This is a genomic window from Burkholderia sp. BCC1638 (assembly GCF_902833195.1).
Taxonomy (GTDB): domain Bacteria; phylum Pseudomonadota; class Gammaproteobacteria; order Burkholderiales; family Burkholderiaceae; genus Burkholderia; species Burkholderia diffusa.
The window spans coordinates 321,320-345,498 of record NZ_CADFEC010000006.1 but is presented as its reverse complement, the minus strand read 5'-3'; the positions used below and the strand labels follow the sequence as shown (position 1 = coordinate 345,498).

At 60.5% G+C, this 24,179-nt stretch carries 13 protein-coding genes and 1 pseudogene; 11 read left to right on the top strand and 3 right to left on the bottom strand.

From position 1 onward, the window contains the following. The 3 genes and pseudogenes from HWX22_RS10050 to HWX22_RS10040 form a co-directional block, all read right to left on the bottom strand. Positions 1–117, bottom strand: a pseudogene (locus tag HWX22_RS10050) (IS5/IS1182 family transposase); the annotation flags it as partial. 87 nt (positions 118–204) lie between these two features. Then, positions 205–852 carry a response regulator transcription factor gene (locus tag HWX22_RS10045; protein WP_175915554.1) on the bottom strand — a complete coding sequence of 216 codons (648 nt, stop codon included), beginning with the start codon at positions 850–852 and terminating at the stop codon, positions 205–207. Continuing rightward, positions 849–2,960 (bottom strand): PAS domain S-box protein, encoded by a 2,112-nt coding sequence (locus HWX22_RS10040; protein ID WP_175915553.1) that lies wholly within the window; start codon positions 2,958–2,960, stop codon positions 849–851. The genes HWX22_RS10045 and HWX22_RS10040 overlap by 4 nt, the downstream gene beginning before the upstream one ends. A 319-nt stretch (positions 2,961–3,279) precedes the next feature. Between HWX22_RS10040 and HWX22_RS10035 the strand changes: the two genes are divergently transcribed. The 11 genes from HWX22_RS10035 to HWX22_RS09985 all read left to right on the top strand — a co-directional run bounded on the left by HWX22_RS10035 (position 3,280) and on the right by HWX22_RS09985 (position 24,016). Further along, positions 3,280–3,750: a universal stress protein gene (locus tag HWX22_RS10035; RefSeq protein WP_059525714.1), complete on the top strand. Its 471-nt coding sequence runs from the start codon at positions 3,280–3,282 to the stop codon at positions 3,748–3,750. 348 nt (positions 3,751–4,098) lie between these two features. Next, positions 4,099–4,605 (top strand): cupin domain-containing protein, encoded by a 507-nt coding sequence (locus HWX22_RS10030; RefSeq protein ID WP_059525716.1) that lies wholly within the window; start codon positions 4,099–4,101, stop codon positions 4,603–4,605. Positions 4,606–4,771: 166 nt separating this feature from the next. Next, positions 4,772–5,800 (top strand): DedA family protein/thiosulfate sulfurtransferase GlpE, encoded by a 1,029-nt coding sequence (locus HWX22_RS10025; protein ID WP_175915552.1) that lies wholly within the window; start codon positions 4,772–4,774, stop codon positions 5,798–5,800. A gap of 662 nt (positions 5,801–6,462) precedes the next feature. Then, positions 6,463–15,843: a hemagglutinin repeat-containing protein gene (locus HWX22_RS10020; protein WP_244135205.1), complete on the top strand. Its 9,381-nt coding sequence runs from the start codon at positions 6,463–6,465 to the stop codon at positions 15,841–15,843. A gap of 620 nt (positions 15,844–16,463) precedes the next feature. Next, entirely contained in the window at positions 16,464–16,610 is a 147-nt protein-coding gene (locus HWX22_RS10015) for a hypothetical protein (protein ID WP_175915551.1), read from the top strand. A gap of 189 nt (positions 16,611–16,799) precedes the next feature. Further along, positions 16,800–17,003 carry a hypothetical protein gene (locus HWX22_RS10010; RefSeq protein WP_175915550.1) on the top strand — a complete coding sequence of 68 codons (204 nt, stop codon included), beginning with the start codon at positions 16,800–16,802 and terminating at the stop codon, positions 17,001–17,003. Positions 17,004–17,062: 59 nt separating this feature from the next. Further along, positions 17,063–18,502: a UbiA family prenyltransferase gene (locus HWX22_RS10005; RefSeq protein WP_175915549.1), complete on the top strand. Its 1,440-nt coding sequence runs from the start codon at positions 17,063–17,065 to the stop codon at positions 18,500–18,502. Continuing rightward, entirely contained in the window at positions 18,499–19,707 is a 1,209-nt protein-coding gene (locus HWX22_RS10000; protein ID WP_322038734.1) for a hypothetical protein, read from the top strand. The genes HWX22_RS10005 and HWX22_RS10000 overlap by 4 nt, the downstream gene beginning before the upstream one ends. Next, positions 19,704–20,042 carry a small multidrug resistance protein gene (locus HWX22_RS09995; RefSeq protein ID WP_175915547.1) on the top strand — a complete coding sequence of 113 codons (339 nt, stop codon included), beginning with the start codon at positions 19,704–19,706 and terminating at the stop codon, positions 20,040–20,042. Before HWX22_RS10000 ends, HWX22_RS09995 begins: the two co-directional genes overlap by 4 nt. Before the next feature lie 81 nt (positions 20,043–20,123). Further along, the gene (locus tag HWX22_RS09990) at positions 20,124–21,791 is read left to right on the top strand and encodes a ShlB/FhaC/HecB family hemolysin secretion/activation protein (protein WP_244135207.1); all 1,668 of its coding nucleotides are present in this window, start codon (positions 20,124–20,126) and stop codon (positions 21,789–21,791) included. 842 nt (positions 21,792–22,633) lie between these two features. After that, on the top strand, positions 22,634–24,016 hold the full coding sequence (locus HWX22_RS09985) for an amino acid permease (protein WP_175906992.1): 1,383 nt from the start codon (positions 22,634–22,636) through the stop codon (positions 24,014–24,016). The last annotated feature ends 163 nt before the right edge of the window (positions 24,017–24,179 follow it).

Sequence of the window (24,179 nt, the reverse complement as noted above, 5' to 3'; positions counted from 1 at the left end):
CGTCAGCAATCGCGACCACGGCACGAGCTTCTCCATCTCTTCCAGGAAACGCTGGCGCCGAGTCATGCGCTTCTTGCCCGTGCTTTCCGCTTCCGCAAAGCTCATTTGCCGTTTCATCGTCGTGGACCCGTTCCGTGAACTATCTTCTACAACGTCCTCGGCTGCGTCAGCGATGACCACAGAGCCGGATAAATCAGTGTTTCCCTAGACGTCGTCCGTTTCGTCGAGCAGCTTGTGCCGCATCGCGTAGCGGACCAGCGCCGCTTCGTGCGGCATCTGCATCTTTTCCAGAATCCGGGTCTTGTAGGTGCTGACCGTCTTCGCGCTTACGCACAGCGCCTGCGCGATCTCGGTCAGCGTCTGTCCGGCGGCGATCCGGCGGAACACGTCGAACTCGCGATCGGACAGCCGCTGGTGCGGCAGCGTCTCGGCCGGTTCGTTCAGGCTCTGCGCGAACTGCTCGGCCATCGCGAGACTCACGTAGACGCCGCCCGATGCAACCTTGGTCACCGCGCCGACCAGTTCGGCGCTCGCGCTTTCCTTGGTCAGGTAGCCCGACGCACCGGCGCGGAACGCGCGCACCGCGTATTGCTGCTCCGCATGCATGGTCAGCACGAGCACGCGCAGCGTGGGCTTCTCGTCCTTGATCTGCTTGATCAGTTCGACGCCGTTGCGGCCCGGCATCGACAGGTCGAGCACCAGCACCTGCGCGGGCATCGAACGAATCAGCGCGATCGTCGACGGCCCGTCGCACGCTTCGCCGGCCACTTCGAAGGCGGTCGCGTTCTGGAGAATGTGCCGCAGACCGTCGCGCACGAGCGTATGGTCGTCGGCGATGAGCACCTTGATCATGTGAGGGTGGTTTCCTGTTGAACGGTGCCGAGCGGGAACGCGACCGTGATCGAGAAGCCGCGCGCGAGCGCGGTATCGATCGTCACGCTGCCGCCCAGCATGTGTGCGCGTTCGCGAATGCCGATCAGGCCGAACGACTTGTCCTCGTGGGCGGTGCCGCCGGGTGCCGCGCCGCGGCCGTTGTCCGCGACGCGCAGCACGCAGAAGCCTTCCTCGATGTCGAGCCGCAGCGCGACGCGGGTCGCATCCGCATGGCGTGCGACGTTCGTCAGCGCTTCCTGGACGATCCGGAACAGCGTGGTCGCCCCGGTGCTGGTGAACGTGAGCCCGCCCGTTTCGATGTGGCGTTCGACGTCGATGCCGTAGCGGTTCGTGAAGTCGTTCGCCAGCCACTCGATCGCGGGCACGAGGCCGAGATCGTCGAGCATCACGGGGCGCAGGTCGGCTGCGATGCGCCGCACCGACGCGACGGTCGCGTCGATCAGCCGGCGCATGCCCTGCAGTTGCGACAGCACGTCGTCGTCGGGTTGCGCACGGTTCGGTGCGCGCAGTTGCTGCTCGATGACCGACAGATCCATCTTCAGCGCGGTGAGTTGCTGGCCGAGATCGTCGTGCAGTTCGCGCGCGATGCGGGTCTTTTCCTCCTCGCGCACGTTCTGCAGGTTCGCCGACAGTTCGCGCAGTTCCTCGCGCGACTGCTTCAGCGCATTCTCGGCGCGCTGCCGCTCGGTGATGTCGCGCAACATCACCGTATAGAGCTTGCCCGATGCGTCGCGGATCTGCGAGATCGACGCCTCGATCGGGAATTCCTCGCCGTTGCCGCGCAGCCCGAACAGCACGCGCTGACGGCCCATCTGCCGCTCGGATACGCCCGTCACGCCGAACTGGTCGACGTGCTTCGCATGCGCGGCACGAAACCGCTCGGGGATGAAGCGCGACAGCGGCGCGCCGATCGCCTCCATCGCCGACACGCCGAATACCTGCTCGGCCATCGGGTTGAAGATCACGACCGTCTGCTTCTCGTCGATCGTGATGATCGCTTCCATCGACGAACGGATGATGCCCATCATCCGCGCCTCGTTCAGGATGCCGCGGCTGCTGGCGCCCGTATCGGCGGTGCCGGCGCGGCCGCGCAGCAGCGCATGGACGAGTGCCGCGAACGCGAACGACGCGATCAGCCCCGCCGCGAGCACCGTGCCCGCCGCGCGCTGCGCGCCGGTTGCGCTCGGGCGGCCGTCCGCGGAATAGGCGAGCGTCAGCACGGTCCCGCCGAAAATCAGCTGGTCGGTGCGCCGCATCAGATCGGGCGACGCGGAGGCCTCGTCGGTCGTCGTCTCGGCGCTCGCGATCGGCCGAGGATCGTCGCCGGCGCTGATCCGCAGGTCGAGCCCGCGTTCCGTGTCGAGCGCGCGCTCGATCAGGCGATTCGGGCTCACTTGCGCGAACAGCACGCCGTCGGTGCCGGTTTCATGGGCGCCGGCCGGTGCGGCGGTCGTGCGCTGTGACGCCGTCGCGGGTAGGAACAGCGTGAGGGTGCGCGCATCGCGGGAGGTGTCGTCGTCGGCCGAATGGATGCCGAGTGCGACATCGCCGGTCCGCAGCGCGCGCGCGAGCGGGGCCCGATCCGGCGCGCCGAAGCGCACGCCGGCCGAGCTCGACGCGGGCGCGCCGAGCGTCGCCACCGCGAGCGGGCCGGCCGGTATCGGCGCGTGACCGGCGAGGGCGCTGCGCGCCGCGGGCGACAGCGGCGCATAGCCGAACTGCCGGATCGGCGAACGCCCGCTGTCGAGCTCGAGCGTGTCGGCATAGCGGCGCCATTGCTCGGGCGTCATCTGCGGCGCGAGCGCGAACGCGCCGCGCGTGCTTTCGAGCACGGCGACGCCGGCTTGCAGCTCGTGGCGCAGCATCGCCGTCACGTGCGTGGTGCGTCGCTCGAAGCGCGTATGGACGGCGCCTTGCCACTGCTCGCGAACGAGCAGCGCGACGCCGAGCGACAGCGCCGCGCCGGCGAACAGCGTAACGACGCCAGCCGCGAGCGGCTGGCGTAACATGATCTGGAAGCGCGTGGGCCCTCGGGCGTCACGCGGCGGGGTTCCACTGGCGGTCATTCGATGGCCATTCTGGTGTCGGGGCCGCCCGTGGCACTCGGGCGGCGCGGCATAACCGGGAAAAATCGCACCGGCCGCGTACGGCGTCTATTTTCAAGATGAAATTGTGCGCGTTTTATGCGTTTTTTGTAATAGGGTCAGCTAAAAATGAGATAGCCGGGCGGTGCAGCGGGCGTCCCGGCCGCGATTGACACGCGTCAACCGGCGTGTCGGCACGTGGGGCAGACTGTTCGGCAGGCGAGCCGGCATCGGGCCGGCTTGCGATGACGGGGGCGTCGTGCGCGCGATGCGCGACGCGCGCCCGGTCGGAGGGTGGACCATGTACAAGCGGATTTTCGTCGGGCTCGATGGCAGCCCGAGTGCGCGTCTCGCGCTGAACGAAGCGATCAGGATCGCGGCGGCGTCCGGCGGCGAGGTGACGTGCGCGTATGTCGTCGAGCACCGGCCGCAGCTCGTCGACGTCGATGCGGGCTTCGCGGCCGAACACGACGGCGACGCGGCGGCAACCGATGCGGCGACGCCCGTGCTCGACGATGCGAAGGCGGCGCTCGCGCAGCGGAACGTGCCGGGCACCGTGCGCGCGCTCGACGCGTACGGCGAGGACATCGCCGCGGTGCTGATGCGCACGGCGGCCGAGGCCGGCGCCGATCTGATCGTGATGGGCACGAGCGGGCGGCACGGCCTGCGCCGGCTGCTGCTCGGCAGTGTCGCGGAATCGCTGCTGCGCGCGGCCGACCGGCCCGTGCTGCTGGTGCGCCACGACGAGCCGGCCGCGGCGGCATCCGCGTAACGGGGCGGTGCGGCGTCGCGCCGTGAGCGGCGGGCGGGTGGTTGCCGCGCAGATGCCGGTGTGATGGCGCGTGCGGCGGTGCGTCCGCTGCATCGATCGACGTGCGGCCGATATCTGGCGTCGCTATGGTGTGATCGCGCAGCGCCGGTTGCATCGCGGCCCGCACTTCTGGCAGCATCGGCCGGTGTTCGCTTCATCGTCGCGCGCCGCGTTTCGCGCGCGATTCAGTCGCCGCGTGCATGGTCGCGGCGATCGACGCAGCGGCACGCGACGTCGGCCGACGGGATTCCCGAACGGCCGGGGCGTGTGCCGCGTGCCCGGTTCATTCCTTCACCGACGTCATCCGCCATGCCGATCTCCGCCGCCGACCTGATTCACCAGTTCGATCTGCAACCGCACCCCGAGGGCGGCTATTTCCGGGAAACCTACCGCGCGGCCGACACGGTCGTGCGTCCGGCCGACGGCGCGCCGCGCGCGGCGTCGACCGCGATCTACTACCTGTTGTGCGACGGCGCGTATTCGTCGTGGCACCGGATCCGTTCCGACGAGGTCTGGCATTTCTACGCGGGCGATCCGCTCGAAGTGTGGGTGCTCGACGAGCACGACGGCCTGACGATCCACCGGCTCGGCAACCCGCTCACGCACCCCGGCACCGTATTCCAGGCGGTCGTGCCGGCCGGGCGCTGGTTCGGTGCGCGCTGCGCGTCGCCGGAGCATGTCGCGCTCGTCGGCTGCACGGTCGCGCCGGGGTTCGAGTTCGCGGAATTCGAGCTTGCGGACGCGACGGCGCTGGCCGCCGCGTTCCCCGAGTACGCGGAATACGTCGCGGCGCTCGCGCAGCGCCCCGACGCGTGAGCGCGGCGGCCGCCTCCAACGGTAGCCGTTGCGCGCGGTCCCGGCCAAACCCGTTTAGAATGCACGATGGTGCGGGATCGGCCGCGGACGTACCGCGGCGATCGCTGCCAGCCGTATCGACGGCCGCCTCCGTCGCACGGTCAGCATGTCTTCCAGGAGCGCCGCCGTGTGGCACTTTCCCATTGCGATTCCCTCGTCGCTCGGCCCGTGGGCCGTGTTCGCGAGCGTACTGATCACGCAGCTCGGCGTGCCGGTGCCGGCCGTGCCGATGCTGATCCTCGGCGGTACGATGGCGGCGATGGGGCAGGCGTCCTGGACGAGCATGTTCGCGGCGGCGATCGGGGCGACGATGCTTGCCGATTCGCTGTGGTTCTTCATGGGCCGCACGCGCGGCCGGCGCTTGCTGAACGGGCTCGTGCGATTCTCGCTGTCGCTCGACACGACGCTGCGCTTCGCACGTAACGTATTCGAAAGATACGGCGCGCCGCTGCTCGTCCTTTCCAAATTCCTGCCGGGCCTCGGCCTCGTGTCGGCGCCGCTGCTCGGCACGACCGCGATCGGCATCGGCGTGTTCCTGTTCTGGGATCTGGCCGGCGCGTCGCTGTGGGCTGCGTTCTGGCTCGTCGGCGGCGCGGCCGTGCATGACCAGATCGTGCAGTTCGTGCTGTGGGTGCGCGCGAGCGGCGGCACGATCCTCGATGCGTTCCTCGCGATCTTCATCACGTTCCTGCTGTACCGCTGGGTGCGCCGCGTGCAGTTCCGCCGCTATCTCGCGCAGGTGCGCATCTCCCCGCCGCAGCTCGTCGAAATGATGACGTCGAGCGAGCCGCCGCTGATCTTCGATGCGCGACCGCGCGCGATTCGCGAACGCGAGCCGTACCGGATCGCCGGCGCGGTGCCGGTCGATCTCGATTCGCCGGACCTGCTGGATCCTGAGCTGCTGAAGCGGCCGATCGTCGTGTATTGCGTGTGCCCGAACGAGGCCACGGCCAAGCGTTTGATCGCGAAGATGCAGCGCAAGAAGATGATCCACAACATCCGCGCGCTGAAGGGCGGCCTCGATGCGTGGGAAAAGCACGGCTATCCGGTCGAGCCGCTGCCGGCCGATCTCGATTCATCGCGGTATTTCGTGCGGCCGGAACATGGCGTCGCGCTGGAAGGCGAATATACGGTGCGCGCGACGTTGTCGAAGTGATGTCCGGAGGCTGTTCCGGACTTTCATCAAACGTATGTCGGCATCGTGAGCGCGGCACTGCAAATGTGTCGCGCGATTACCACACTGCTCCGATGATGTTGTGCTGCAGACGGCAGCCGGTCTCGACATTTGCCGTGGAGCAACTTGCTACCCCGATTTGTCATTTGCTGACGGCCCAACATCTCAAATTTGGGCCGTGTCGCGTAAGCGAACCGCGTACTGGTCAAGCGGGCAGTCGTCGATCAGACGCGCCTGCATAGTATTTTCTTTGATTCGCGCTGTGCATTGAGTAAATGTGCATCCATCGACGGATGGGGCGCCGGCTATCTCGAATTAACATCCGAAAAATTATATGGAAATGTTAATTCTGATTTTCTCAAAAATAATCAACCGCATTCCAGCGTGGAAAATCATCCCGCGTCAGTCAATCTGATGATTTCTGACACCGTGGCATAGCCGCCTTCTGGTACGCTCGCGTCCACGGATTGCGGGAGACCAATAGCATGCGCATTCGGAGTTTGGATGCATAACGGGGGGAGCAGCCATTACCTCGCGAGTCCTGCACAGCCCCGGCCATGGCTGTGCAAAGCGACGATCGATTCGCCCCGGATGTCGATTTCAAGAAAAATTGAAGCAGCGACGTGATTTGCGTCGAATGACTAATGAATAAAAACCGCTATCGGGTTGTGTTCAATCGCGCACGAGGCGCGATGATGGTTGTTCAGGAAAACTGTAGTTTGCCGCATGCAGCCGGGAATTCGCAGGGCATAAGCGCGCCGCGGAGGTTGTGCATCGTTTGGCAACCGATCGCGACGGCGGCTGCGTTGCTGTTCGGTGTACCGTTATTCAGCTTCGCGCAAATCGCGCCGACTCCGGGCACGAGCGCACACGTGATCCAGACGCAGAACGGCATTCCGCAAGTGAATATTGCCGCGCCATCTGGTGCGGGCGTGTCGGTGAACACCTACAACCAGTTCGATGTTCAAAAACCCGGCGCGATCCTGAACAATTCGCCGACGATCGTGAACACGCAGCAGGCGGGGATGATCAACGGCAACCCGAATTTCGGTGCAGGCCAGTCCGCGCGGATCATTGTCAACCAGGTCAACAGCACGGCCGCGAGTCAGATTCGCGGTTACGTCGAGGTTGCGGGAAATCGAGCGGAGGTCGTGATCGCCAATCCGGCAGGCATTGTCGTAGATGGAGGGGGCTTCATCAATACGTCACGTGCCACGTTGACGACAGGACAACCTTACTACGGCGCAGAAGGCTCGCTTGCCGGGTACAACGTCAATCGCGGTCTCATCACCGTGCAAGGCGCGGGTCTCAATGCGTCGAACGTCGACCAGGTCGATCTGATCTCGCGCGCGGTGCAAGCCAATGCGGCGATCTATGCGAAAAATCTGAACGTTATTGCCGGTGCGAACCGGGTCAATCATGACACGCTGGCGGCAACTTCGATAGCGGGTGACGGTGCGGCACGCGCTATCGCAATCGACGTGAGCCAACTCGGCGGGATGTACGCAAACCGCGTGTTTCTCGTAAGCAACGAGTTTGGTGTCGGGGTCGCGAACGCGGGGACGATTGCAGCACAGGCAGGCGACCTGACGTTGCAGTCGAACGGCCAGCTCGTGCTGACCGGCAAGACAACGGCAAGCGGTAACCTTGGTGCAACCGCGAACAGTATTCAAAACAGCGGTACGACGTATGCGCAACAGAGCGCGAATGTTTCGGCGGTCGGTGTGTTGTCGAACAGCGGCACGCTGGCTGCGCAACAGAATACGACGGTCAATGCGGGCGCGATCGATTCGACGGGAACACTCGGCGCGGGCGCAAACAGCGATGGTTCAGTCCGAGGAAGTGGCGACCTGAATCTGTCGAGCACCGGCCAACTGACGGCGACCGGGCAGAACATTGCCGGCGGTAATGCGTCGATTTCAGGCGGTGCCGTGAATCTTGCAGGTAGCCAGACGGCGGCGAACGGTAATGTGTCGTTGAGCGCGAACGCCGGGAATCTGAATCTTTCGAACGCGACAGTGAGTGCCCAAGGCGCCGTCAATGCAAATGCGGCCGGCGCTCTGATGAACGATCACGGCACGCTGTCGAGCCAGGGCAATGCAACACTGGCCGCAGGCAGTATTTCGAACCAGGGCGGCAAGATATCGGCGCGCGGTCCGCTGAACGTGCAGTCGAACGGCGCAATCTCCAACCAGGGCGGCACGTTGGTTTCCGAAAGTTCGATGCGCGTGCGCGGCGGTGCGATCGCGAACACCCAGGGCACGATCCAGAGCGCCGCGGGAATGAGCATTTCGGGAAGCTCGCTGGACAACAGCGCCGGTCGCGTTACGTCGCTGAATTCGGATGGTTTGTCGATCACGACGACAGGCCAACTGACGAACGCAGCCGGCACGACTGTACTCGGTGCACCGGGCGGCGTCATTGGCGGCAACGGTGACGTGACAATTCAGTCGGGCAGCGTCGTGAACCACGGCATGGTCAGTGCGCAAACGAATCTGCAGGTCGATTCACAATCACTCGACAACGGCAGCGGTGCGTTGTCGGCTACCCAAAACGCGGTGATCAATGTGGGCGCGCAACTGACGAACGGCTCGGGCAGTATCGCGGCCGGGCAATCGGCCACGGTCAGTGCGGCGACGCTGAGCAATGATGCGGGTTCGATACAGGCAGCGCAGTTGTCTCTTGCCGCGACGAATTTATCGAACCACGGCGGCTCGATTACACAAACCGGGACCGGCGCAATGAATGTCGCCGTCTCGAACACGCTCGATAATTCGAGCAACGGCGTTATTCAGACCAACAGCATGGACCTGAACCTGACGCCCGCGACGCTCGTCAACGACCACGGGAAAATCACCCACGCCGGCAGCGGCACGTTGTTGATCGCAACCGGTGCACTGTCGAATCAGGGTGGCACGATTGCGACCAACGGTGCGTTGAGCGTGAAGGCCGCCGCCGTTTCGAATAGCGCCGGTACGCTGGCCGCACAGCGACAGGCTGCGCTCGACGTGCAATCGCTCGATAACCACGCCGGCGGTTACATCGGCGCCGACAGCATAACGTTGAAGGCGCAAGGCCCAGTCGATAACCGTGCAGGCACGCTCGAAGCAAACAACGGCGTTTTGGTGACGGCGGACAGCGTCGCGAACGACGGTGGTTCGGTCAAAAATATCGGTACGAGCGCATTGTCGGTTACGACGGCAAACACGTTGACGAATACGGCTGGTGGCACGATCGGCGGGAATGGTGATGTTACGTTGTCGGCGGGCAGCGTCGATAATTCCAGCGGTTCGTTGCTGGCGGGCCGAGCGCTTTCCGTGCAGTCGAATGGCGCAATCACGAATGCGGCAGGGCTCGTTCAAGCGAATGGAAATTTGGCGCTGCGAGCACAAGGCATGATCGACAACCACGCAGGACAAATCGAAGCGAACGGTCCGAATTCGACGCTCGCATTGTCGGGGAGCAGCGTCGACAACACGGATGGCCGCATCGTCAATATCGGTAACGGAGCAACAACGGTCGATGGCGGCTCATCGATCATAAACACGAACGCGTCCGGCAAAGCGGGGGCGGGTACGATCGGCGGTAATGGCGATGTTACGCTCAGCGCGCAAACGTTGACGAATGCTCAAGGCGGCCAGACGCTTTCCGGGCACGATCTGACGCTGAACGTGGCAAACAGCATAAATAATGCGAATGGCGTACTGTCGGCTGCGAACAACCTCAAATTGATTGCGGCAAACGCTGCGCTATCGAACCAGGCCGGGGCGATACGTGCAAATGGTGCGCTGTCGCTGAATACCGCATCGATCGACAACTCGTCCGGCAAAATCGGTAACGACGCAGGCAGCGGGGGCAGCGTTTCAATCCAGACCGGTGCGCTTGCCAACCAGAATGGCGCCATCGGAAGCGATCAGGACCTGTCGCTGAGCACCGGCACGTTAACGGGCGATGGCGCGATCGTAGCCGGTCGAAACGGCACCGTGGCGCTCGCCAGTGACTACACACAGACAGCAGCGAACAAGCTGCACGCGAACGGCGATCTGAGTTTCTCCACGTCGGGCAAGCTGACGAACCAAGGTGTGCTGGATGCCAACGGCGCGTTGACGGTGAATGCCGCGAACGTCGAAAACCAGAGCGGCGCGGGTTTGAATTCCGCAAACACGACGGTCAACGCGAGCGGCGGCACGATCGATAACGCGGGCCGGATCGAGGGCGATTCGGTTACGACCAACAGTTCGACGCTGAACAACACGGGCACCGTGATCGGAGCCAATGTCACCGCGATTGCCAACACGATCACGAATACGGGCGCCGCTGCCGTATTCGCCGCGGCCAATCGGCTGAATCTGTACGCGACGAATCAGTTGTCGAACACGGGTGGAGCGAGCCTGTTCAGCGTCGGCGATATCAATATCGCCGCAAATGGTCAGCGCGATGCCAACGGCTTGCTTGCCAACCGCGCGCAGAACGTGCTGAACGACCAGTCGACGATCGAAGCGCAAGGCAACATCGAACTCGCTGCGGGGACGTTCACCAATTCGCGCCCCGCGCCGACCGTGACGACCGAAACCACCGGCACGACGACCAAGCACGAAACCAAGCGCCAGAAATACATCGTTTGCGCGACGATGAACGCGGACCCGAACGGAGGCTGTTCGCAGGCGATGTGGGTGAACGGCTATAAGACTCCGCTCACTACAACCTATAGCCCTTCGCAGGTTGTATCCGAAACGTCCGGACCGAACGCGACAGACAAGGTATTGGTCGTGAACGTGAACGGCAAGCAGCAGACGATTTACTACAACACGCTGACGACCAACGTGGACGGCACGGTTACGGTCAACTATTGGGATGCGTACGATCCGCACGTCAACTATGTTCCGGATACGGAATACACGACGCGCAGCGACGGTCACAACGGCTATCAGCGCGTCGAAATCTGGCGCGATACCACGTCCACGACTCAGCAAGACAAGGTAACGAGCGAAGCGAAACAAGCGCAGTTGGTAGCCGGCGGAAGCATCACGATGGCGAACGTCGGGACGCTCAACAACAACTACAGCGCCATCACGGCCGGCAAGTCGATTCAAATCGGCAGCACGCAGCAAAACGGCTCAGTCGGCAGCGGGAGCTATGGTGGCACGGTCGTGAACAACGTCGGCCGAACGCTGTATCAGTATCAGACTGACAATATCGTGTCGATGTACGCGTGGAACGAGGACACGACTCAGGATCGCGGCACCGTTGTTGAGCCGTCCGTAGTTCACATGCCGATTGCGATCGGTGGAACGGGTGGCACGATCATCGCAAATCAGTCGGTGTCGATCGACGCGCAGAACGTCAATAACCAGAACGTCGCCGCGCAAAATTCCGCGACTGGCGCGACGGGGGGCACGCTTGGCAACAACGCGGCCAACCAGCGCGTATCGGGCAGCAATCCGTCCAGGGTCGGCGCTGCCGACGGAACGACGAATGTACCTGCATTGCAATCGGTCGCGAGCGCGACGGGCGCTTTGTCGATTGCGCTGCCGACAAGCGGGATGTATTCGATTCATCCCGCGCCAGGGCAACCGTATTTGATCGCCACCGATACGCGCCTCACGAGTTACACGAACTTCATTTCCAGCGACTACATGCTCGGCCAGCTGAACCTGAACCCGGCGAGTATCCAAAAGCGCTTGGGTGACGGGATGTATGAGCAGCAGATGGTGCGTAACCAGATTACACAGTTGACGGGGCGTACCTTCCTGCCGGGTTACGAAAGTGCTGAAGACGAATATCGCGCGCTGATGACGAACGGCGCGAATTATGCGAAGGAATTCGGGTTGATGCCGGGGATGGCATTGACGGACGCGCAGATGGATGCACTGACGAGCGATATCGTATGGTTGGTCGACCAGACCGTGACTTTGCCGGATGGCAGCACGACGCATGTGCTGGCCCCAGTTGTCTACATGGCGCAGACGCACGCGAACGATCTGCAACCGACCGGCACGCTGATCGCGGCGGACGATGTCGAGATTCATACGGCCGGCAGCACGACGAACTCGGGTGTAATCAAGGGCGGCACAAAGACCGTGCTGACGGCGACGGATATTTTGAACCGCGGCGGCACGATTTCGAGTAGCGGCAAGAATGGCACGACGGTCGTGTCGGCTAGCAACGATGTGGTCAATGCATCCGGGCAGATTTCCGGAAATCGAGTCGCCGTAATTGCTGGCCGCGATATCTTCAATACCACGTTGGTCGATACGAAGGGCGTTTCGGCTGCCTCTGGCGATAGCAAAGTCAAGACCGGCCTGTTGGGGCAGCAAGGCACTATTGCTTCAACCGGCGACATGATCGTCGGCGCCGGTCGCGACCTCACGATACACGGTGCGAATCTGTCGGCGGGCGGTGACGCACTGATAACGGCGGCGCGCGATATCAACGTCGATGCGGTTCAGTCGAACACTTCGCAATCCGTGACGAAGAATGCCAATCACCATTGGGAAGAAAACAGTACGATCAACGAGACGAGCGCAATTTCCGCGAGCGGCAATCTCGCGGTTCAGAGCGGCAACGATGCGACGTTCAATGGCGCGGACGTATCGGCCGGGAAAGAGCTGAGCGTTATTGCCCGTGGCAATCTCACGGCGACGACCGTCACCGACACTGCGCGATACAACAACGTCGCGACTGACGGCAAGGCCCGCAAGGAAGTCGATCGAACTTACGATGAGCGCGCGGTCGGCACGACTTTCTCGTCTGGCGGGAATGCCACGCTCGCAGCAGTCAGCGCGGACACGAACAAAGGCAACATGACGTTGACCGGTTCGTCGTTGACGGCAGGTGTCACGAACGGGAAGGACAACGGCACGGGTACGGCCAGCATCGCGGCAACGGGCAATGTCACCATCGATGAAGGTCGCGAGCAGCACGATAATTTCGTTCAGACGCAAGCTAAACGCGGTAGCTTCGTTTCGGGTTCCACCACGGACACGATGCAGGACACCCACGCGAATGTCGGCATCGCGAGCACCGTGTCGGGCGATACTGTTTCGATCCGTTCGGGGAAGGATCTGACGGTGCAAGGCAGTAATGTCGTCGGGACCAACGACGTGAGGCTCGCTGCTGCGGGCAATGTGAATGTCACCACGTCGCAGGACACGCAAACTTCCGAAAGCTACTATTCGAAGCGCGAATATGGTTTCCTGTCGGGCCTGAATCCGTTGAATCAGCTCGACGGCGGATTGCAGGGTTACACGATCGGCGTGCGCAAGACCACGGATGCACAGCAGGCAACGCAGGTCACGAACAACGCCAGCATGATCGGTTCGCTGAATGGCAACCTGAACATCAGTGCGGGCGAGGGTTTGCATGTCACCGGCAGCACGCTGCACGCAGGGAACGACATCAATCTCGGCGCCAAGAAAGTAACCATTGATGAGGCGCGAAACATCGCGACACAAAGCGAACAACAATCGTTCAGTCAGACGGCAATCTCCGCAGGCATCAGCAATCCCGTTATCGCGGCAGTGCAGACGGCAAACCAGATGCGCAAGGACGTCAAGCAGACGAAGGGTGATGCACGACTGACTGCGCTGGCGGCGGCAACGACCGGCCTTGCGGCGAAGAATGCCTACGATGCTGTCGCGAGCGATCCGACGAGTGCGGGAGGTGTCGGTATCAATGTGTCGCTTGGAACGAGCCACAGCAATAGCAGTTCGTCGGCGTCGTCCAATACGGCAGTCGGCAGTACGGTATCGGCTGGCCATAATCTGAACATCGCCGCAGCCGGTGCAGGGGCCGATAGCGATATCAATGTGACAGGCAGCACGCTCAGCGCAGGCCACAATGCGACGTTGAACGCGCAGGGCGATATCAATCTGCAAGCTGCGCAAAATACCGATAGCCAACAGAGCAGGAACAGCGGCTCGAGCGCCAGTATCGGCGTGACGTTCGGAGTCGGCAAATCGAACGGCATTTCGTTTCAGGCGGGTGTCTCTGGTACGAAGGGTCATGGCGACGGCAGCGATACGACGTGGACGAACACAAACGTTGCGGCGGGCAACAAACTCACGCTGCAATCGGGCGGCGATACGAACCTGACCGGCGCTGTTGCGAGCGGTAAGCAGGTAATCGCCGACGTTGGTGGCGATCTAAATATCAAGAGCCTGCAAGACACGAGCCATTACGATTCGAAGCAGGCGAGCGGTGGTGTGTCTGTCAGCGTTTGCGTGCCGCCGATTTGCTACGGCGCATCGAGTGTGTCCGGGAACATCAGTCAGCAGAAGATGAACAGCGACTACGCAGCGGTTGGCGAACAGTCGGGTATCAAAGCTGGCGACGGCGGATTTCAGGTCAATGTGAACGGTAATACCGATCTGAAAGGCGGGGTGATTGCGAGCAGCGATAAAGCTGTTCGCGATGGTGTGAACAACCTGACGACGGCAACGCTCACTTCGAGCGATATCCAGAATCACGCGTCCTACGACGCGTCCTCGGCCGGGATTTCGGGCGGCTACGGCGGGGGTATCGGTAAAAACCAGAAGGGCACCGCTGACAACGTCAATCCCGTTTCGGGCACGACGTTGCCGAAGACCAACGGCGGCAGTGCGCCGGGTTTGCAAGTCGCGCCACCGATCGCGATGAGCGCGTCCGATGATGCCAGTTCGGTAACCCGCAGCGGTGTGAGCGGCGGCGCACTGACGATTACCGACAGCGAGAAGCAGCAGCAGTTGACGGGCCAGACTGCAGTCGAAGCCGTCGCGAGCATCAACCGCGATACGTCCGACACGGGTGGCGCGCTTGCGCCGATTTTCGATAAGGACAAGATTCAGGCTGGGTTTGATATCACGAGCCAGTTCGTCAATCAGGTTGGGACGTTTGTATCGAACAAGACGAGCGAGATCGATAGACTCAAACAGACGGCGAACGACCCGAATGCGAAGGATGCGAGCGGCAACCCGCTGACAGATACGCAGCGTCAGCAGATGCTCGCACAAGCGAACGATATCGAACAGACCTGGGGGCCGGGGAAGCCAGGGCGTCAGATCATGACGGCGTTGACGGCGGCGGCTGGTGGAAATGTAACGGGAGGAACGGGGCAGTTTGCGGCGAATGCCGCGATCGGCTACGTCCAAAGCCTTGGGGCGAACAAGGTCAAGGAACTGGCGGATTCGTTCGGTCAGGGAACGCCATCGGCGGAATCAGCGCGAGCGGCGCTGCATACGATTGTGGGATGTGTGGGAGCCGTAGCCGGAGGTCAAGGATGTGGTTCTGGCGCGATGGGTGCGGCGGCCAGTTCGTTGATTGGCTCGGCGCTTGGCTCGGCTGAAGGGCTGACGGAGCGGGAGCGGCAAGCGCGGATCGATCTGGTAACGAGCATCGTGGCTGGGATCGCGACGGTGGGCGGGCTGGATGCGGCGATAGCGGGGAATGCGGCGAAGATCGAGGGGGAGAACAATTGGGCGGCGATGGTTGGCGGAGCGCCGCAATTATTGCCGCCGGGGATTCCGGGCTATAAAGGAGAAGCGGGGCAGAAGGGCGAAGGTGTGATCGTTGACAATGCGACGGAGCTTGATCCAAGTGCGAAGGCGGGGCCGATCATTACGCCGAATCCGGGGCCGAAGATGCTCGAGGCGCTGATTACAGCGGCTGTGCCAGATAGTATCAAGCAGCTTGTGCAGGCGGTTGTGAATGCGATCGGAGGGGATGGTGACGGTAGCCCATTCTGGTCTTCTACAAAGAATAAGACGCCGGTTGAAAATGCATATGGCCATTCGACCAAGCACGGCGGCGAGTTTACGGAGCATCAAAATTCCGTACAATATGTTAAGGGTGCGCAGGACTTTGTGAATAACCCGCCACCAGGAACGTTAATCAAAAACCGACCGAACGGCGATACACTGTATTACGATCCTTCAACGAACACCTTTGCTGTAAAAACACAGGACGGTGCTCCGAAGACAATGTTTAAACCCGATCCTGCCCAGCACGGATATCCAACTAATCTGGACTACTTCAATGCGCAAAAATAACTGTCGAGTATGTGGCTATGAGTTGTCATCTGCCCCTTGGGGGGATGATGGAGATACTCCATCTTGGGATATATGTCCATGCTGCGGCACCGAATTTGGTTATGAGGATTGCACTTTGGTAAGTGTCAAAAATAAACGAAACCGGTGGTTTGCCGATGGATGCAAGTGGTTTGAGCCGAAGAGTAGGCCATTGGATTGGGATTGTGAGAATCAGTTAGAAAATATTCCGGATGAATTTAAGTGAGAATGGGTAATGTGAAACTTTTATTCAATGGGGGTAGGGTGAAATGGCGATGATTGAGTATATTTACTAATTAATTGGATGGATTGAAAGGTGTGTGCAACATGGATTTCCTGTCAAGACCCGAACATGGATCCGAGAGCGCTTGTTGCAAAAAATGTTTTCTCATTGTCCGCCTACGATGAAAAATCCTTTGCTAGTGTCTTGCATGAGCGAGGAATCTGGCACGAGTAACAATATTGGCTGCTGGAATTGGCGTTGTATGCGCTTGCCCACGAAGAGGCGATCGAAGTCGATCTATATGCGGCGGTTTTTCGGATTTTCAATTTCGTGACAAATGCTATTTTTTTCTCATCTCGACCAGAATGATCTGTACGAGATGGAAAATCTTGATCGTGAGAAAGTTTATGATTTGCGCGAGCGAATCCGCATGGTCTTTGAGGGCTTCTACATCAGAAAAATGCCGGATCAAGAAACATGCTTCGATGAGAAAAATCCGTTGCTCGCAAACATGAGGGGCAATTGAAAGATTTGGAGTTGAATCGAATAAAAACCTTGTTACGGGACTTGGCGCTGTTGCGCGGTTTGACGGATGCTGAGTTGAATTCCTGCAGTGTACGAAAAGATGATAACGAATGGCATATCAATTGGAAGAGAGATCAAGGCGAGGCATTCGATAAGAGAATGCAATCTCTCGAAGGGGCAATGGATCTTTATGAATCAGCGATGGCGAAAATGGGATGCGTTGACAGCGAAATCGGGATTAATTCATGCTGGAATCGATCTTCAAGACCCGTCGAATTTCTTCGATGGTTTAATGTATGACGTCAAAAGGGCTTATCGCGGTCCTCGCTTCGGTTGGCCAAAATTTCCAAGTGATGATTGGAAAATTACACCTGAATATGAGTTCACGGAATGACCGATCAAATCGGCGAAGTGAAATCGACGGTATGGTCTATTAAGGTCAAGTCATAAAAAATGCGAGAGACCAAAAAACTTCCGCTCGTCGTTGATCTGGATGGCACGTTGACGGTCTCGGATACCTTGATGGAATCCGTGATATGTGTCGTCAAGCGAAAACCTGAAAACCTACTGCGCCTGCCTTTCTGGCTCGCGGGCGGTCGCGCTGCGTTTAAGGCTAAGGTCGCAGAGCATGCCGACTTTCGAGTGGAAACCCTTCCATATCGCGAATCGCTGATCGACTACCTCGCCCGCGAACGTGAGGGCGGTCGGAAAATCGTACTCGCAACTGCAGCACATCGTTCGATCGCAGAGCGTGTGAGTATGCATCTTGGCCTGTTCGATCGCGTCATCGCTACCAGTGACGACACGAATCTGAAGGGAGAGGCCAAACTGGCCAGCATTCGCCAGCAAATCGGCAACGACTTCGTGTATGCGGGCGATAGCAAAACCGATTTGCCGGTTTGGGCTGGCGCGAGAGGTGCCGTCCTTGCTGGCGTTTCATCTGATGTCGCCGCCGATGTCCGGAGACACGTTCCCATCGAGCACGAATTCGCGAATGTACGCGCAACGTTCACCACATGGTGCAAGGCCCTGCGTGTTCACCAATGGCTCAAGAATCTGCTGTTGTTGGTCCCACTATTGACGGCCTTTGAATTCCTCGATATCGACAAGGTCGGTTTGCTTGCGCTTGCGTTCTTGTCAATGTCGCTCGGCGCGTCGGCGACCTACATCGGCAACGATCTTTGGGATTTGGACAACGATCGCCGCCATCCAAGAAAGTGCAATCGTGCCTTTGCAAGCGGAGTGTTGTCGATCACCCAAGGCGTTGGCTGCGCAGTGCTGTTGCTGACATTGGCGTTTGTCCTGGCGTTCGCGGTGTCGGCGAAATTTGCTGGCATGTTTGTGCTGTATCTGTTGCTCACGTCCGCGTATAGCTGGTACCTGAAATCGATTGTGCTACTCGATGTCATTGTGTTGTCGTTGCTATACACGTTGCGCATTGGTGCAGGAGCCGTCGCGGCGGAAATCGAGGTCAGCCGTTGGCTTCTTGCGTTCTCCGTGTTCGCCTTCCTGAGCCTCGCGCTCGTGAAACGCTGTTCTGAATTGGTGTTCTTGCGACAGAGCGACAAGGCCGCATCGGCCGGACGGGATTACCGCGTGGGTGATCTCGAAGTGCTTTGGCCGTTTGGCATCGGCGCATCGCTTGCTGCGGTGGTCGTGTTCGGTCTGTTCATCAATGCCCCGGAAACGGCGGCCCGTTACGCGATTCCTCACCTTCTCTGGTTTGTACAGATCGGCTTGATCTACTTGTTCGGCCGACTATGGATCGCAACAGTGCGCGGCACGATGCACGACGATCCGATAGTTCATATTCTCGAAAATCGCGGTAGCTTCAGCATGCTTTGCGTCATGGTAGCGATCGTGCTGGCTGCTCACTTCTTGCCAACGCCGTGAGCGGCACAATTCCTATGACAGAACAAAACCGAAACCGCATGCTGGCGTTCTGCCGCTTCGCCATCATCTATGTGCTGCTGTTCGTGTGCGCGGGAAACATTACCAACAGCATGTTGCTGAAGTGGGGGTTCCGCGACGATCAGAAGGGCGACTTTGCAACAAGCTACAGCCTCGTTGGCATGATGAACGGCGAGGCACCGAAGCCGTATGTTTACCGCTCGTCGTTTCCGAGGGCCGCAAAATGGATCGCCATGCGGCTTGGTCAGGAAAAGCAGGAAAAACTTTTCAGATCGATCAAACGGCACGATTCGCTGCGCACCGCGTACTTCACAAGTGTGCCGGATGAATACTGGACGCCGGTCGTAGCGCTCGTCTATCACTTGACGTACATCGCGATTGTACTGTCGACCTTGTTTTCGTTGTTGCTGGTCTACAAGTTCGCCAGGCTGCACGGACTGAGCTTTGGGCATTCCGTCGGCTTTCTGACGGCGTTTAGTTTTGCCTATCCGCTGACGTTTCAGCAGGGGGGGTATTACTATGATTTCTTCGAGCTGCTAGGTGTACTTGGGGCATGCTACTTCTTGTTGAAGAAGCGGATGCTGGCATGCACGTTGATGGTCTCCATCTTCTCCCTGAACAAGGAAACGTTCTTCCTTGTTCCGCTTGCGCTGTTCTTCCTGCATGAGCGAGAAGTCCCGTTATGGAAGAGAGTCGGTTGGCTGATGCTGCAACTTGCAATCTGCGTCGGCACTCGCCATTTCATCATGAGCGGATACGACACGAATGCAGGCGGTTTCGTCGAATTTCATGTGTGGGACAACCTGAAATTCTGGCTCAATCCCTTGTCTTACCTGTCGTTCTACAACCTGATCGGCAAAGGCATCTTTACGCCAAGTCTCGAAAATCCGCTGATGCTTGTGCCGCTGACGGTGTTCTTCGGCTCGGCGTGGCGTGCGACGCCACATCGATATCGCATCTACTTTTTTGCGGCATTCCTGCCGGTTCTGGTGTTGTTCCTCTTTTTCGGCTACCGAGACGAAGCGCGAAACTTTTCGGTCGTATTCCCTGCCATCGTGCTGATCGCCCTTCATGGCGCGAATCGGTTCAATGCGATTTTTGGTGGGAACGCGGGCGCAACCGATGACACCAGCATAAATGCCAATCCACGGCCCGATGCGGCAGTAGTAACGGAGGCCGCAAGGTGAACTGGGTGAGCGTTGTCGCAAGTGGTTTTTTCGGCGGTCTCGCGAGCATAATGCTCCGAATTGCCGCCCTGAAGGGAATCACGCTTGGCGAGTCGAGCATATTGCCGTGGATCGCACGCGGCGCGGCCGTCGGCGCCTACGGTGCCGGGTTTGTCCTTTACGCGATTGCGCTGCGCAAAACAACGCTTGGCGTTGCGTACCCAACGATGGTGGCGATTTCCATGCTTGTGGTGCTGTCGTTCACGGCGTTACACGAACACCTTTTGCAGCCGATGCAGGCCGTCGGCGCTGTCGTCATCCTGATCGGGGTCTGGATGGTCACGTGGTACGCGTAATCGAGAATCAAATACATGAAGAAGAAAATCCGAGGGGGTAACTTTGTCGCCGGATCGTTGCTTATCGCATCGACCTGCGCGATGGCGCAGTCGGTACAGCCGCTTGGTAACGAACAACGGGCCCGTCAGCAGGAAGAAGCGCGCGAGCGTGAACGAGCCGTTTCCGCGCCGGGAGTTCGTTCGAGTGTCGCAGCGAGTGCGGGCCATCCGCTGCTTCCGACCGAAACACCGTGCTTCCGCATTGATCGGTTCATGGTCGACGTTCCCGATTCACTGCCGGACGGCGTGAAAGCGCAGGGCGCATCCGCGTTGCCGATGGATCGCTTCGCATTTGCGCGCGAATGGCTTGAACACTACACGGGGCAATGCGTCGGCAAACAAGGGCTCGATCGTCTCGTCAAGGCGTTGTCGCAAGACATTCTGTCGCGCGGCTACATCACGACGCGCGTGCTGCTGCCCGAACAGGACCTGTCGACGGGCACGCTGAAAGTCGCACTGATTCCCGGCACGATTCGGCACGTACATTTCGCCGACGAGCCGCTACGCGGCACATGGAAAACCGCGTTTCCGACGCGCGACGGTGCACTGTTGAACGTGCGCGACCTTGAGCAAGGTCTGGAGCAGATGAAGCGCGTCACGAGTCAGGACGTGTCGATGCAGATCGTTCCGGCGGACGTTCCTGGCGAAAGCGATGTCGTGCTCGAGGTGAAGCGTGGCAAACCGTGGACGGTTGTCGCATCGATCGACAATTCGGGTACGCGCGCGACTGGCAGGTTGCAGGGCAATCTGTCGATCGGTATCGACAATCCGCTTGGCCTGAACGACATCTTCAACATCGGTGTGAGCCAAGATCTTGAACTCGGCGACAAGCGCCTGGGTTCTCACGGTTGGAACGGTTTCTACTCGATTCCATGGGGTTATTGGACGGCAACCCTTTCCGCGTATACGAACACGTACTACCAGCAAATCGCCGGAGTCAATCAGACATTCGTCGCGAGTGGTAACTCGAAGACGGTCGATTTCAAGCTCGCACGTGTGCTTGCACGTCGCCAGAACGACGTATTCGGCAGCTATGTCCGCTTGTCGCGCCGCTTCGGCCAGAGCTTCATCGAGGATACGGAAATTCCTCAGCAGCGCCGTAACACCACACTGATCGAACTCGGATTGACGGACCGGCACTATTTCGGCGGCGCGCAATTCGATGGCTCCCTCGCGTACCGGCAGGGCGTTGGTGGATTCGGGGCGCAAGACGATGTACTCGCTGCCGGTGGCGGCCCGACGTACCGCTACAAAATGGCCGTGCTCGATGCAAACCTTGCAGTGCCGTTCGCAATCGCGCAGCAACCGTTCCGCTACGTTGCAACCGCCCACGGGCAGTTCACCGGCAACACGCTGTACTACATCGATGACATGACCATCGGAAGTCGCTATACCGTGCGCGGGTTCGACGGCGAAACGATGCTGGCGGCGGCACGCGGCTTCTACTTGCGCAACGAATTGCAAATGCCCATCGGACAGACCGGACAGGTGATTTACGCAGGACTCGATTACGGCCGCGTTTGGGGGCCACAGCCGGTCGCGCTGCTCGGTACGCAGTTGGCCGGGGCAGTAATCGGCGTCAAGGGCAGTGTAACGACACGTTTCGGCGGCTATGGGTACGACCTGTTCGCAGGAGCCCCGGTCTACAAGCCGTCCGGATTCCCGACAGCGTGCGTGACGGTCGGATTTCAGGTTACGGCGCAGTTCTGACTTCGTGCTCGATACGGAAACTTTCGGGATGTTTCGCGGGCTGTCGCCGCTTGCGCGGCACTCGGTCGATCTCACGACCCGGACACACATTAACCTGAGCCTGTCGATCAATCCGAAGAACACGCCATACACGCATGACGAACGTGCAGGCGCCGTAGAACGGGGTGTCGAAAACGGGGCAGTTGTCCGTTCAATCGGCCGTCGGGCACGATGCGACTCAGCCGTTGACCGCCGTCGGTTAATCCGCGACGTTGCCCAACACGGACGGAATTGGCGGCGTTGTCGTTCTGTTGTGCAAGTGATGCGGGCTGTCGACGGGTTGTCCCGTTTCCCAATCGCTCGGTTGCCGGCCGGATTCGAATGACGAATGCAGATCCAAAGCGTCGATGTCCGACAACACACGTTGTAACGCGGCGAGAAAACTTCACTAGTCAAATTCCCGACTTCACGCTCCCGATTTCCCCGTAAAACCGGCTGGCGCAAAACATCCGATTATTCATATAATCCCGCCTGCATATTGCGTGCGCTTGACCGCGCACATTCGACGTGCGTTCGTTCGCACCGAAAGCGATTGATCCCGTTGCTGCCCGTCACGCGCACAGCCGCGTCGCGCGGGCCAGACGGGCGTATTCCGTGAAAGGCCCGATCCGTTTTCCGGATTGTTCCGGAAAATGTCGATAATCAACGGCGATTCCAATCGGAGTGATGCAATATCCGCAACGTTTTTCACCGAAAAACAGCGGGTGGGATTTTTCGTTTTCGGTTTGCCGGTATCGGCATGAACGGCCGCGCATTGACATCCACAATGACGGCGGCCCGTTCGCGGCTGCCAGGAGACGGACTTGAAACAACCAGAAGACCAGCTGCACCGCGGGCTGGAGGAGCGACACATCAACCTGATGGCGCTCGGCGCGACGATCGGCGTCGGCCTGTTCCTCGGCTCGGCCACAGCGATCCGCACGGCCGGCCCGGCCATCCTGCTGACCTACCTGTTGGGCGGCATCGCCATTTTCCTGATCATGCGCGCGCTCGGCGAAATGGCGATCTCCAATCCGGTCGCCGGCGCGTTCAGCCGCTATGCGCGCGACTACCTCGGCCCGCTCGCGGGCTACCTGACCGGCTGGACCTACTGGTTCGTGTGGATCGTCACCTGCATGGCGGAGATCACCGCGGTCGGCGTCTACATGCACATGTGGTTCCCAGGCGTGCCGAACTGGATCTGGGCGCTCGCGGCGCTCACGGCGATGGGCGCGGTGAACTTCGTCGCGGTCAAGCTGTACGGCGAATTCGAATTCTGGTTCGCGCTGATCAAGATCGTCACGATCGTGCTGATGATCATCGGCGGCGGCCTCATGATCGCATTCGGCATCGGTAACGGCGGCGTCGCGACGGGCATCTCGAACCTGTGGGCCCATGGCGGCTTCATGCCGAACGGCATCGACGGCGTCATCGGCGCGCTGCCGATCGTGATGTTCGCGTATCTCGGCGTCGAGATGCTCGGCCTCACGGCCGGCGAGGCGCGCAATCCGGAGAAGTCGCTGACGAAGGCGGTGAACTCGGTATTCTGGCGCGTGCTGATCTTCTACATCGGCGCGCTGTTCGTGATCATGTCGCTCTATCCGTGGGACCAGATCGGCACGCAGGGCAGCCCGTTCGTGATGACGTTCTCGCGACTCGGGATCCCGGCCGCCGCCGGCATCATCAACTTCGTCGTGCTGACCGCGGCGCTGTCGTCGTGCAACAGCGGCCTGTTCAGCACCGCGCGGATGCTCTACAACCTCGCGCAGCAGGGCCAGGCGCCGGCCAGCCTCGGTCGCGTGAACCGCAACGGCGTGCCGGTGTACGGCGTCGCCGTGTCGGTCGCGCTGCTGCTGATTGGCGTGCTGCTCAACTATCTGGCGCCGCAGCAGGTGTTCACGTGGCTGACGTCGGTGTCGACGTTCGGCGCGATCTGGACGTGGTGCGTGATCCTGATCGCGCAGATGCGCTTTCGCCGCACGCTGTCGGCCGACAGGATCGCGCGCCTGCCGATCCGCGTACCGTTCTATCCGCTCGGCTCGTTCGTCGCGCTCGGGTTTCTCGCGCTGGTCGTCGTGCTGATGGCATTCACGCCGGACACGCGTGTCGCGCTCGTGATCGGCCCGGCGTGGATCGTGCTGCTCGGCATCGCATACGCGGTGTTCTACGCGAACCGAGCAGGAGCGCCCGCGTCGACGAAGTCGTAAGCGGGCAGGGCAAAAGTCGCCGCGCCGCGCATCGCGGCCCGCACGGGCATTGATTACGATCATGCACGTGCGGGCCGGACGACATATGCTGTCTGAATCGCTTGTCCGCGCTTCGCGTGGCCGTCCGCCCATCCCTGCGACCGCGTCGGCCGTTCGTCCGCCG